Origin of the sequence: Streptomyces phyllanthi (assembly GCF_009377205.1) — a bacterium.
GTDB classification, from domain to species: Bacteria; Actinomycetota; Actinomycetes; order Streptomycetales; family Streptomycetaceae; genus Streptomyces; species Streptomyces phyllanthi.
Genome location: NZ_VJZE01000282.1, coordinates 1 through 12,056, shown reverse-complemented (window position 1 = coordinate 12,056; position 12,056 = coordinate 1). Strand labels below are relative to the sequence as shown.

The 12,056-nt window shown below is 69.9% G+C and carries 12 protein-coding genes; 2 read left to right on the top strand and 10 right to left on the bottom strand.

Annotated features, from left to right (window positions below):
• From FNH04_RS30265 to FNH04_RS30245, 5 genes are all read right to left on the bottom strand, one after another.
• A partial coding sequence (locus FNH04_RS30265) for an alpha/beta hydrolase (RefSeq protein WP_152788960.1) occupies positions 1 to 428 on the bottom strand: 428 nt, incomplete at its 3' end.
• A 631-nt stretch (positions 429 to 1,059) separates the two neighbouring features.
• A complete protein-coding gene (locus tag FNH04_RS30260) occupies positions 1,060 to 2,169 on the bottom strand; it encodes a cytochrome P450 (protein WP_228031701.1) in 1,110 nt (369 codons plus the stop codon).
• Positions 2,108 to 2,602 carry a hypothetical protein gene (locus tag FNH04_RS30255; RefSeq protein WP_228031700.1) on the bottom strand — a complete coding sequence of 165 codons (495 nt, stop codon included), beginning with the start codon at positions 2,600 to 2,602 and terminating at the stop codon, positions 2,108 to 2,110. The genes FNH04_RS30260 and FNH04_RS30255 overlap by 62 nt, the downstream gene beginning before the upstream one ends.
• Positions 2,603 to 3,196: 594 nt before the next feature.
• On the bottom strand, positions 3,197 to 4,540 hold the full coding sequence (locus FNH04_RS30250; RefSeq protein WP_152788958.1) for a class I SAM-dependent RNA methyltransferase: 1,344 nt from the start codon (positions 4,538 to 4,540) through the stop codon (positions 3,197 to 3,199).
• A 111-nt stretch (positions 4,541 to 4,651) separates the two neighbouring features.
• Positions 4,652 to 6,706: an APC family permease gene (locus tag FNH04_RS30245; RefSeq protein ID WP_322724246.1), complete on the bottom strand. Its 2,055-nt coding sequence runs from the start codon at positions 6,704 to 6,706 to the stop codon at positions 4,652 to 4,654.
• A gap of 629 nt (positions 6,707 to 7,335) precedes the next feature.
• Between FNH04_RS30245 and FNH04_RS30240 the strand changes: the two genes are divergently transcribed.
• Both FNH04_RS30240 and FNH04_RS30235 read left to right on the top strand, forming a co-directional pair.
• Positions 7,336 to 8,007, top strand: coding sequence for a potassium channel family protein (locus tag FNH04_RS30240; RefSeq protein WP_152788957.1), 672 nt, complete (start codon positions 7,336 to 7,338; stop codon positions 8,005 to 8,007).
• Entirely contained in the window at positions 8,007 to 8,684 is a 678-nt protein-coding gene (locus tag FNH04_RS30235; protein ID WP_152788956.1) for a potassium channel family protein, read from the top strand. The genes FNH04_RS30240 and FNH04_RS30235 overlap by 1 nt, the downstream gene beginning before the upstream one ends.
• A gap of 93 nt (positions 8,685 to 8,777) precedes the next feature.
• On the opposite strand, the gene FNH04_RS30230 is transcribed toward FNH04_RS30235, so the two are convergent.
• The 5 genes from FNH04_RS30230 to FNH04_RS30210 form a co-directional block, all read right to left on the bottom strand.
• Complete coding sequence (locus tag FNH04_RS30230; RefSeq protein WP_322724245.1) at positions 8,778 to 9,530, bottom strand: DUF3159 domain-containing protein; 753 nt, start codon at positions 9,528 to 9,530, stop codon at positions 8,778 to 8,780.
• A 3-nt stretch (positions 9,531 to 9,533) separates the two neighbouring features.
• On the bottom strand, positions 9,534 to 9,932 hold the full coding sequence (locus FNH04_RS30225) for an OB-fold nucleic acid binding domain-containing protein (RefSeq protein WP_152788955.1): 399 nt from the start codon (positions 9,930 to 9,932) through the stop codon (positions 9,534 to 9,536).
• A 232-nt stretch (positions 9,933 to 10,164) separates the two neighbouring features.
• Entirely contained in the window at positions 10,165 to 10,932 is a 768-nt protein-coding gene (locus tag FNH04_RS30220; protein WP_322724244.1) for a DUF3710 domain-containing protein, read from the bottom strand.
• A gap of 1 nt (position 10,933) precedes the next feature.
• A complete protein-coding gene (dut, locus tag FNH04_RS30215) occupies positions 10,934 to 11,458 on the bottom strand; it encodes a dUTP diphosphatase (protein ID WP_322724243.1) in 525 nt (174 codons plus the stop codon).
• Positions 11,455 to 12,039, bottom strand: coding sequence for a PaaI family thioesterase (locus tag FNH04_RS30210; RefSeq protein WP_322724241.1), 585 nt, complete (start codon positions 12,037 to 12,039; stop codon positions 11,455 to 11,457). Before FNH04_RS30210 ends, dut begins: the two co-directional genes overlap by 4 nt.
• Between the last annotated feature and the right edge of the window lie 17 nt (positions 12,040 to 12,056).

Genomic DNA, 12,056 nt, shown 5'->3' with positions numbered 1-12,056 from the left:
GGGTGTTCGGGGGCCAGGCGGTACTCGACCGACACCACGACCGCACTGCCGTCGGCCACGAAGGGCAGGAGCGCGGCCACGCCTGTCCGGCGGTCCCCGGAAACCATCCCCCCGCCGTGGATGTGGAAGACACCCCCCGTGGGACCGCGGTCCTCGGCCGGACTCAGGATCAGCAGCGTGATGTCCGGTGCTCCTTCCGGTCCAGGCACCTGGCGCTCCTCCACCCTCACCCGGCCGCCCGCCGTCAGGTCCACCGGTGCCATGCCGGGTATCCCCTCGGTCGCGAACCGTCGGGTCGCCGCGAGGGTTTCGTCGGACAGAGGCTGCATGGCTGCCGCCATCGCCTCTACGACGGGCACGAGTTCAGGATCGAAGGGCGGCCGGGTGGTCGTGAAGCCGAGGATGTCTGCTGTCGTCCGGTCGGTCATGGCGGTCCTTGGGGAATGAGGGGGAGCGAAGTGCCCTCCACTTTCGACGGCGGGCATGGACGAAGGAACCCGCAGTTGGCGGGAAGATCCGACCCTGCCCCCGCCATATGGCGGGGGCAGGGCGGAGGGTGCCGTGCGCGTTGCGCCAGAGCAGACGTGGCCGGTTGAAGAAGCGTTGCGCGGAGATGGCTGCCTCGGCCCTGGGCACGATTTTCGCGCAGGCGACCACCATGGCCGCCGGCCTCCCATGCGGCCCGCACTCTGGCAGACCAGCGCCGTCATGGTCCTGATCAGGACAGCGTACGCACCACCGAAGCGGCGGCGCCATCCGCGCGGGAGCGGCCGGGATCGCCCGGGACGAGCAGCGTCAGGGCGGCCCTCGGCCGCCCTGACGTCCTGTCCAAACCGACCGCGCCGGTCCCGGGGTCCCGTCAGGACGGCTCGGCCGTCTGCCAGTGCGTCCGGGGCCCTACGCTCGCAGCACGGGGTCGGCGACCAACGCTCCTGCACCAAGACACCGGCCTCACAGCACAGGGAGCAGTTGTCCGGCCGCGGGGTGCGCCGGCTGCGACAGGCCCGGTCGCAACCGCAGGTTTGCGCCGTCCGGCGGACAACTTCTCGGGGCGTGTGCTCACCAGGTCACGGGAAGTTCGGTGACACCACCGGTGAGGGTGGTGCGCACCTCCAGCTCGTCGAGTGCCTTGGCGAGCCGCAGACCGGGCAGGCGGCGGGCCAGGGTGGCGAACACCGTGCGCAGCTCGACACGGGCCAGGTTCGAGCCGATGCAGAAGTGCGCGCCGTGGCCGAATCCGAGGTGGCCGCGTTCCGGGCGGGCGGGGTTGAAGGTCTCGGCGTCGGTGTAGACGGACGCGTCGCGGTTGGCGGAGTTGACCGAAAGGATCAGGGCGTCGCCGCGGTGGATGGTGACGCCGGAGACGTCGAGGTCGGTGTGGGCGTAGCGCAGCAGACCGAGGTCACCGGGCGCGCCCATGCGCATGATCTCCTCGACGGTGGCGTTGACCCGGCCGGCGGGGTCGGCGGTCAGCGTCTGCCACTGCTCCCGGCGGGTGAGCAGGAAGAGCGTGCCCAGGCCGATGCGGTTGACCGTGGTCTCGTGCCCGGCGAACAGCAGCCCGACACAGAACCGGACCATGTCGGCGTAGTCGAAGTCCGGGTCGGCGCTCTGGGCACGGACGAGGTCGGAGATCACGTCCTCGCCCGGCTGCGCGCGTTTGGTCTCGGCGAGAGTGGCCATGTAGCGACTGAACTCGTTTCGTGCCCGGTGGGCGTCCTCGCCGATGGCGTAGTTGGCCATGCGCTCCGACAAGGAAGAGAAGTACGCGTGGTCGCTCTCGGGCACACCGAGCAGTCGGCAGATGACCGCGACCGGCAGCGGGAAGGCCAGCCCGGCGTGCAGGTCGACGACGCCGTCTGGTGCGTCGGCGTGCTCGACGAGCAGTTGGTCGATACAGCCGTCGGTCAGTTCCTGCACGTAATCGGAGAGCATCCGCATCCGCTTGGCCGAGAACGCCGGGGTCAGCAGCCGACGTATCCGCGCGTGGTCGGCCACCTCGGTGTCGTAGCTGCCCGTAGGCCCGTCCTGTACCTCGGCGGTCGTCACACGTGACGCCCGCTCGGGCTCGGGATGGGAGCGGCCGAGTCGCTTGTCGCCGAGCAGGTCACGAACCTCCTCGAAGCGTGTGACCAGCCAGACGGGATCTCCGGTCGGTGCCGTCGACAACAACGTCCATCCCACTCTCGCGCGGGCGGTAGGACGACCCGACCTTCCGCACCGCGTGCCCTCGCCGCGCCGCTTCGACAGCCATCCCTTGGAGCATCAGAAGTGATCTGCGGCGCAGCTCAGGCGGCATCACCAGCCGCCTCGCGTCATCCTTGAGCGCAGCCACAACTGGATGAAGGGACGCCAGCCGCGTGGGGACCCGAACGGCTGGGGCGTCCGCCTCAGGCCTCTGGCTCCGGGCATTGGGATGCGGGCCCTCTGCGAGGAAGAACTCCAGCCCGGCCAGACCGTACGGCACCTTCTCGATGCGCTTCCCCTCCGGCTCCATGCCATGCCGCTTCGCGTAATTGACGACCCGTCGCCATTCCGCGATCTCCTCATCATCGGCATGGGCGAAGCGGACGTGTCCTTCAGCGAGGAGCCGTTCGACCAACCCGCGAGCTTTCGCCTGCCGTGCGCGGGCGACTGGACGCTCGCCATACGGCGCCGACGGCTCACCACATTCGGCAGGGTCCACGTCGTCAGGGTGGCGGCCATGACGGAGGTAGAACCGGCCGGCCTCCGTAACCTCCGCCCGGGCAGCACCGCCGCCCTCCTCCACCATCAAGAGGCCACGGGCACGCAGGGCGTACGCCGAGCGCCACTCTCCTGGCGCCCAGGCTCCAGATTCCCCACCGGCCGCGAGCCGCTCAAGAAGCGCGCGCTGCCGTTCGTTTGGTGCGGGCCGTCGTTCCACGGCATTCAGCCCACACCGCGCGGGCACGCCCTGTATAGACCCGAAAGGGCGGCTCCCTGCCGTGGGAGTCCCCTGTGACTGCTCTGGGACTTCCGGCCGCATCGCCGGGAGCGTCACCAGCCCTCAACACCCCACCGGAAGTCGCCACATCGATACGGCCTGACGTGCCCAAAAGCCGCCTGACACTCCATCAGAACGAGCGTCAAATGAGCGTCACGAGCGTCATTTCAGCGTCAAGATATCGCCCGTAACGCCCACACCGCACATAATGTGCACACACAAAACCGCAGGTCAGGAGCCCTTCGCGGCCGGTTCAAGGATGGCGACGCACTCCACATGATGCGTCATCGGAAACAGATCGAACACCCGCAACGTCCGCACCCGATAACCGCCCTCCCGGAAGTACGCCACGTCGCGTGCGAGGGCGGCCGGGTCGCAGGCCACGTAGGCGATCCTGCGGGCGCCCAGCGACGACAGGTGCTCGACGGTCTTCTTGCCGGCGCCGGCGCGGGGCGGGTCCAGGACGACGAGGTCGACCTCCGTGATGCCGGTGCGCGGGAGGACGGCCTCGACCTTGCCCTGTTCGATGCGGACGCGGTCGAACGCCGCGAGGTTGTGCCGGGCGTCCTCCACCGCCCGCTTGCCGGACTCGATGCCGAGCACCGCGCCCTTCTCGCCGAGCCGGTCCGCGAGCGCGCCCGCGAAGAGGCCGACGCCGCAGTACAGGTCCAGCGCCGTCTCGCCCTTGCGCGGCAGCAGCCCCTGCATCACCGCGGTGACGAGGGTGTCGGCCGCCTTCGGGTGCACCTGCCAGAAGCCGCCGCCTCCGACCCGGTGCGTACGGCCGTCCGCGCGCTCACGTACGAAGGGGCGCCCGTGGACACGGTGGACCCCGCCGGTCCCCTCGCGTCCGCGGGGCTCCTCTGCCCGCATGACCGAGACCGGCTTGTCCAGCTCCACCAGTGGCAGCCGCGCCCCCGCCCTCGGTGTGAGGATCACCTGGCGGTCCTGCGAACCCGTCGCCGCGATCGCCTCGATGGACGCCATGCCCGCCCAGTCGCGCTTCTCGATGCCCAGTTCGGTCACACCGGGAGCCGCGATCATGCAGTGGTCGACCGGCTCGACCTCGTGCGAGCGGTGGCGGCGCAACCCGGCCCGCCCTGAGGCGTCCACCGCGTACTGGACCCGCGTGCGCCACGCCGGGACCTCGCCCGCCGGAAGCTTGTCGCCCTCGGCCGGCATCACCGTGCCGTCCCAGCCCGCCTCCTCGGGCGTGAGGCCCGCGAGCCGCTTCAGCTGCTCGGCGACGACCTCGCCCTTGAGCCGACGCTGGGCACCCGGCTTGGCGTGCTGCCAGTCGCAGCCGCCGCAGCGTCCGGGACCGGCGTACGGACAGGGTGCCTCGATACGGTCCTTGGACGGCGACAGCACCTCCACCGCGTCCGCCCGCAGGAAGCGGGCCCCCTCCTCGCCCTCCGTCACGCGCGCGACCACACGCTCACCGGGCAGTGCGTGCCGTACGAAGAGGACCTGGCCCGTGGAGGTACGGGCGATGCAGTGGCCACCGTGGGCGACGGGGCCGATCTCGACCTCGTACTCCTCCCCCACCAGCGACTTCCTCGGTTCTGCCTGCATGGTGGGGTGACTCCAAAAAAAGTAAACGGTGAGCGGCCGGACAACAGCCCACCAGTCTACGTGGGTGTCACCCGGCCGCTCACCACGAGCCCACCGGCTCAGTAAGCCCCGTCAGCCCTTGCTGCTGGGTTCCTTCGTCTCCCTCGGCCGTTCCGCTGGGCCGCGCCGCACCGCGCCCGGTGCGTTCCACTCCTGCCGCTTGCGGGCCCGCTTCTTCGCCACCTCGGAGGAGGCCAGCTGGTACGGCACCGACGTCACCATCACGCCCGGCGTGAACAGGAGCCGGCCCTTGAGCCGGAGCGCGCTCTGGTTGTGCAGCAGCTGCTCGTACCAGTGGCCGACCACGTACTCCGGGATGATCACGGAGACCGCGTCACGCGGGGACTCCCTGCGCAGCCCCTTCACGTAATCGATGATCGGCCGCGTGATCTCGCGGTACGGCGAGTCGAGGACCTTGAGCGGTACGTCGATGCCGCGCCGGTGCCACTCCTCCTGGAGTGCCTTGGTCTCGGCCGGGTCGACGTTGACGCTGAGCGCCTCCAGCGTGTGCGAGCGCAGCAGCTTGGCGTAGGCGAGGGCGCGCAGGGTCGGGCGGTGGATCTTGGAGATCAGCACGACCGAGTGGACGCGGGACGGCCGTACGACATCGTCGCTCGGGCCCTCGGGCGCCGCGATCTCGTCGGAGACCCGGTCGTAGTGCTTACGGATCGCCGTCATCGTCGCGTAGAAGATCACCATGCCGAGCAGCGCCACCCACGCGCCGTGCGTGAACTTCGTGACCAGGACGACGACCAGGACCAGGCCGGTGAAGAAGGCGCCGAAGGTGTTGATGGCCCGGGAGCGGATCATGTGACGGCGCTTGGCCTGGTCCTTCTCGGTCGCCAGATGGCGGTTCCAGTGCCGGACCATGCCGGTCTGGCTGAGCGTGAAGGAGACGAACACGCCCACGATGTACAGCTGGATCAGACGGGTGGAGTCGGCGCCGTAGACCCAAACCAGCAGTCCGGCGGCGCCCGCGAGCAGCACGATGCCGTTGGAGAACGCGAGCCGGTCGCCGCGCGTGTGCAGCTGGCGCGGCAGATAGCGGTCCTGCGCGAGGATCGAGCCGAGCAGCGGGAAGCCGTTGTACGCGGTGTTGGCGGCCAGGAACAGCACGAGGGCCGTGGCGGCGGCCAGCAGGATGAAGAAGAACGTTCCGTCGCCGAAGACCGCGGCGGCGACCTGGGAGATGACCGGGTTCTGGACGTAGCCGTCACCGACCGGGACACCGTTCCTCAGCAGGTCCTGGGCCGGGTTCTCGGCCATGCGGACGTCGGTCGCCATGGCCAGGCCGATGATCCCGCAGAACATGGTGACGGCGAGCAGCCCCATCATGGCCAGCGTCGTGGCGGCGTTCTTCGACTTGGGTTTGCGGAAGGCGGGCACACCATTGGAGATCGCCTCGACACCGGTGAGGGCGGCACAGCCGGAGGAGAAGGCGCGCAGCAGCAGGAAGACCAGCGCGAAGCCGGCGAGACCCTGGTGCTCGGCCTTGATCTCGAAGCCGGCGGTCGGCGCCCTCATGGTCTCGTCGAGGATCAGTCCGCGGATCGCGCCCCAGCCGATCATCAGGAACACGCCCACGACGAACACGTACGTCGGGATCGCGAAGAGCTTTCCGGACTCCCTCACCCCGCGCAGGTTCATCAGCGTGAGCAGCACGATGATGCCGACGGCGCACAGCACTTTGTTCTCGACGAAGAAGGGGATGGCCGAGCCGAGGTTCTCCACGCCGGAGGAGATGGAGACGGCGACGGTGAGGACGTAGTCGACGAGCAGCGCGCTGGCGACGGTGAGGCCGGCCCGGGGGCCGAGGTTGGTGTTCGCCACCTCGTAGTCGCCGCCGCCGCTGGGGTACGCGTGGACGTTCTGCCGGTACGACGCCACCACGGTGAACATCAGCACGACGACCGCGGCCGCGATCCACGGGCTGAAGTGGTACGCCGACACGCCCGCGATCGAGAGGACCAGCAGCACCTCCCCCGGTGCATACGCCACGGAGGAGAGCGGGTCGGACGCGAAGACAGGGAGTGCGATGCGCTTGGGCAGGAGTGTTTCCCCCAGCCGGTCACTGCGCAGTGCACGCCCGATCAGGATCCGTTTGGGCACGTCGGTCAGTTTGGACACGCAGAGGATCGTATGCCGTCAAGGTGTGACGCGTGCACCCGCCACCCGACGTCTGCTCTCCGAGTGAATTAAGGGACAGGTGGGCTGAGGGTTGCGGCACGAGCGGGATCCCCATGCCTATATGACAAATCCCCATATCCTCGCCCTTTCTGGAGACCTCGATGACGCCTGCCGCCGCGGAATTCATCGGCGCCGCCGCCGCACTTGTCGGCCTCGGCCTCCTGACGCTCGTCAGCGTCCGCAGCATCAGCCGCCGCTGAGCCGGAGGTCTGCCACCGGCCCGGCTCGGGCGCGACGGGCGGTCCACGGCGACACGGGCACTTCACGCCGTCGTGCGCCGTCGCGCCACGGTCCCGCGGACGCCGTTCCCCGCCCCTCCGCTCCATCGAGCCCGTGGGGAACTCCGGTCCGCGGGCGCAGACGTGCAGGGCCTGCCGATACGTTGGACACAGGCAATCGGCGGCAGCGCACCGGGTACCCGGGCGGGGCCACCGGCCGGGTTTTCACCGGCATGATGTTGCCTGGTGGCCCCGCAAGTGGCCGCAACGTGAGGCCAGGCGAGCCGAGAGAGGGACATGGGCACGACATTTACGCAGGCCAGATGGCATGCGGAAGGCGCGGTGTAGGCGATGCATATTGTCATCATGGGCTGCGGAAGGGTGGGATCCGCTCTTGCCCAGACCCTGGAGCAACAGGGGCACACCGTCGCAGTGATCGACCAGGACCCCACCGCCTTCCGACGACTGGGCTCCGGGTTCGGCGGCCGCCGGGTCACCGGAGTCGGCTTCGACCAGGACACCCTGCGCGAGGCGGGCATCGAGGAAGCGGGCGCGTTCGCCGCCGTCTCCAGCGGTGACAACTCGAACATCATCGCCGCCCGTGTGGCCCGCGAGATGTTCGGCATCGAGAACGTGGCGGCGCGCATCTACGACCCGCGCCGTGCCGAGGTCTACCAGCGCCTGGGCATCCCGACGGTCGCCACGGTCCGCTGGACCGCCGACCAGATGCTCCGCCGGCTGCTGCCCTCCGGTGCCGAACCACTGTGGCGCGACCCCACCGGAGGCGTGCAGCTCGCCGAGGTGCACGCCTCGACCGCCTGGGTGGGCCACAAGATCAGCAAGCTCCAGGAGGAGACCGGCGTCCGGGTCGCCTTCCTCACCCGGCTGGGCGAGGCGATCCTGCCGACCTCGCAGACGGTGCTCCAGGAGGGCGACCTGGTGCACGTGATGATGCGTACGGACGACGTCGAGAAGGTCGAGGCGTCCTTCGCCGAGGGCCCTGACGAGGAGGGCGGTCACTGATGAGGGTCGCCATTGCCGGAGCCGGCGCGGTCGGTCGCTCGATCGCCGGCGAGCTGCTGGAGAACGGCCACGAGGTCCTTCTCATCGACAAGGCGCCGACCGCCATCTCGGTCGAGCGCGTCCCCCAGGCGGAGTGGCTGCTGGCCGACGCCTGCGAGATCACGTCCCTGGACGAGGCGGCGCTCCAGCGCTGCAACGTCGTCATCGCCGCGACGGGAGACGACAAGGTCAACCTCGTCGTCTCGCTGCTGGCCAAGACGGAGTACGGCGTCCCGCGCGTCGTCGCCCGCGTCAACAACCCCAAGAACGAGTGGCTGTTCAACGAGGCCTGGGGCGTGGACGTGGCCGTCTCGACCCCCCGGCTGATGTCGGCGCTGGTCGAGGAGGCGGTGAGCGTCGGCGACCTGGTCCGTCTGCTCCGCTTCAGCCACGGCGACGCCAACCTCGTCGAGCTGACCCTCCCGCCGGAGTCCGCCCTGGCCGGCACCCAGGTCGGCGAGGTGGACTGGCCCGAGGACACCTCCCTGGTCACCATCATCCGCGGCACCCGTGTCCTCACCCCGACCCGGGAGGACTCCCTGGAGGCGGGCGACGAGCTCCTGTTCGTGGCCGCCCAGGCGCGCGAGGAGCAACTGGAGGATCTGCTCTCCGTACGGCGCGAGGACGCGACGAGCTGACCTCCGGGGATACGTGGATGGGGGCGCCCGGAGATCTCCGGGCGCCCCCATCCACGTATCGGCTGTCGGCCGTCCATGTGCGGCCGAACGGCGTTACCCCTCCCGGCGGTGACGGCCGGCGGCCGCCTCGCCCTGTTCCCGTTCGGCGGCCCGGCGCTCGTTCTCCGCGCGCTCCTCCGCCTCCATCTCCGCGAACACGTCGATGGGGGGCGGAGCCTTGGCCAGGAAGACCCAGGTCAGCCACACCGCCAGCAGGAAGGGCGGGATCTTCAACGCGACGAGGACCCACCCGAGCTGGGTGGTGTCCGCCCACCAGTAGAGCGGGAACAGGATCGCGCACTTGGCGAGCAGGATCAGTCCCCAGGCCCAACTGGCCTTCGCGTACGCCTTCTTGCGGCCGGGATTGCGGGTGCGCCAGGAGAGGTTCTCCCGGAACACAGGGCCCAGCATCAGACCGATCAGCGGCACACCCGCGAGCGTCGTGATGATGTACGCGAGGGCCAGGCCCAGCGTGTAGAGCATGCCCGGCAGATAGAAGTCCTTCGCGTTGCCGGTCATCATCGCGAAGACCACACCGAAGGCGACACCGAAGACACCGCTGAAGGCGTGCTTGATGGTGTCCCTCTTCACCAGACGGACCACGACCAGCAGCAGCGAGACGGCGAGGGCCGCGATGGCCGACGCGTGCAGGTCCTTCTTGATCGTGTAGATCGTGACGAAGAGCAGGCCGGGCACGACCGTCTCGACCATGCCCCGGACGCCGCCGAACGCCTCGAACAGCGCGGCCTCCGTCACCGCCCTCGAATCGTGCTGGGCGTCTTCGGTCGGCTTGTCGAGCGACGTCACCGGCTACTCCCGTCCGAGCGGTCTGAGTTCGTACTTCGGATTGAACAGCACCCTACGGCCCCTGCTCATCGAGACGCGGCCGGATGCGATCAGTTTGCGCCCCGGCTCTATCCCGACGATGGAGCGCCTGCCGAGCCACACCACGTCCAGCGCGGCCGAACCGTCGAACAGCTCGGCCTCCAGGGCCGGGACTCCGGCCCGCGGGCGCAGCGTGACCGTGCGCAAGGTACCAGTAACCGTCACTATCTGTCGGTCGTGACAGTCACAGATCCGCGTACAGCCCGCTGTGTCGGTGTCCTCCCGCAGCTCCTCGGACTCCAGGTCCTGCTGGGACGAGGAGAGCCGGTCGAGCATGCGCCGGAAACGGCCCACCGGCTTTTCGGAGCGAGGAACAGCACTCATACCGGAAAGCCTACCGGGGGCCACCGACACCGGATGAGCCCGTACGACACCCGTGCGCCCCGCCGGCCGATTCCCGCACGCCCCGCTTCCCGGACTGCTTCTGAAGAGTGCGTCTGAAGAGTGCGACGGAACCCTGGCGCGTGCCGGCACCGGCACGCCCCGCAGGAATGAGTCCGAACATGACAATGGGCCGCATCCAGCGGAGTGCGGCCCATACGTCATGCGCGTGCGGCTAGCGGACCTCGGTGATCTCCGGTCCGCGCTGGAGCTGGCCCATGCCGCCGGCGAAGCGGGAACCCTGCTCCTCCTGCTGAACACCCTCGGGGACCATCTGCGCGTCGTTCGGCAGCTTCAGGACGATCGGGTCGCGCGGGGCCATCGGGCCCTCACCACGGACGACGACCGTGTCCCGGAAGATCTGCTCCAGCAGGCCGGCGGTCTGCGGTTCCACGGCGCCCCGGCCGGAGATCACACCGCGCAGGAACCAGCGCGGCCCGTCCACGCCGACGAACCGCACGACCTGGAAGCCGCCCGTCCCGTCCGGCAGCTGCACCGGCACCTGGGCCCGCAGCTCCCAGCCCAGCGGGCCCTCCACCTCGTCGATGACACCGCCCTGCTGCGTGATGCCGGTGGCGATCTCCTCGCGCACCTCGCCCCAGATGCCCTCGCGCTTGGGCGCGGCGAAGGCCTGCAGCTGGACGGCGCTGTCGCGCAGCACGACGGTCGCCGCGACGATCGCGTCGCCCGCGACCTCGACCCGCAGCTCCATGCCGTCGACCCCGGGCACGAAGATGCCGCCCAGGTCCACCCGGCCCTCGCCGGGCTCGCGCACCTCGGAGCTGTCCCAGGGTCCGTCGGGGCGCGGCTCGGGCTCCAGCCTCACGCGCTCCCGCTCCACCTCGTCCGCCTCAGTGTCGACGCTGTCGACGACCTGCTCGGCCTCGCTCGCCGCGTCCGCCGCGTCCTCAGCGGAACCCTTCTTCTTGCGACGTCCGAACACGTCACTGTCCTTCCCGGTCGGATACGACCGAAGCGTATCGATTCCCACCCGTTGCCGCCCATGGTCCGTCCACTGCGGCATGACCGCCTGTGGACCCGAAGCCCCCCTCGGCCCGCGCCGAGTCGGGAAGCTCCGCCACCTCCTGGAAGCGCACCTTCTCGACCTGCTGGACGACCAGTTGGGCAATCCGGTCGAAGCGCTCGAACCGCACCGGCTCGTGCGGGTCGAGATTCACCACGATCACCTTGATCTCCCCACGGTACCCGGCATCAACCGTCCCCGGGGCATTCACGAGGGCGACACCGCAGCGGGCGGCGAGGCCGGAGCGTGGGTGCACGAAGGCCGCGTACCCCTCGGGGAGGGCGATCGACACCCCCGTGGGCAGAACCGCCCGCTCACCGGGCTCGATCTCACGGGCCTCGGTGGTCCGCAGATCCGCGCCCGCGTCGCCGGGGTGCGCGTACTCCGGAAGCGGAACCTCCGGGTCGATGCGCCGGATCAGGACATCCACGGGAGGAGGGCTCACGGGTTCACCTCGAAGGCGCGCTTACGCCGGACCTGGTCCGGGTCGTCCATGGCGGCCCGGATCTCCTCCGGGCGGCCGTTGTCGATGAAGTGGTCGACCTTCACCTCGATGAACAGCGCCTCGGCGCGGACGGCGACAGGACCGTCGGGCCCGCCGACGCGCCCGGTGGCGGTCGAGTAGATCTTCCGTCCGGCCACCGCGGTGACCCGGGCCTCCAGATGCAGCACGGTGCCGACGGGCACGGGCCGGACGAAGTCGGTCTCGAGCCGCCCGGTGACGGCGATGGTGCGCAGGAGCCAGTTGAGCGAACCGAGCGTCTCGTCGAGCGCGGTCGCCAGGACACCTCCGTGGGCGAGGCCCGGAGCCCCCTGATGGGCGGGCTGCACGGTGAACTCGGCGGTCAGCGACACACCTTCCCCGGCCCTGGCCTGAAGGAGCAGCCCGTGGGGCTGCGCACCCCCGCACCCGAAGCACTGGTCGTAGTGCGCGCCGAGCAACTCGCCGGGGGCGGGCGCGTCGGGGTGCCGTACGGGCACCACGGCGTCGGCCGGCGGCTTCAGGGCTGCGGAACTACCACTCACAGCCGCAGACCTTACCC

What these genes read in the sequence shown, in the direction of transcription:
- FNH04_RS30235 (WP_152788956.1), top strand. Translation starts at nt 8,007, where the DNA reads ATGAGGGTCGCCATTGCCGGAGCCGGCGCGGTCGGTCGCTCGATCGCC.
- FNH04_RS30250 (WP_152788958.1), bottom strand. Translation starts at nt 4,540, where the DNA reads ATGCAGGCAGAACCGAGGAAGTCGCTGGTGGGGGAGGAGTACGAGGTC.
- FNH04_RS30225 (WP_152788955.1), bottom strand. Translation starts at nt 9,932, where the DNA reads ATGAGTGCTGTTCCTCGCTCCGAAAAGCCGGTGGGCCGTTTCCGGCGC.
- FNH04_RS30240 (WP_152788957.1), top strand. Translation starts at nt 7,336, where the DNA reads ATGCATATTGTCATCATGGGCTGCGGAAGGGTGGGATCCGCTCTTGCC.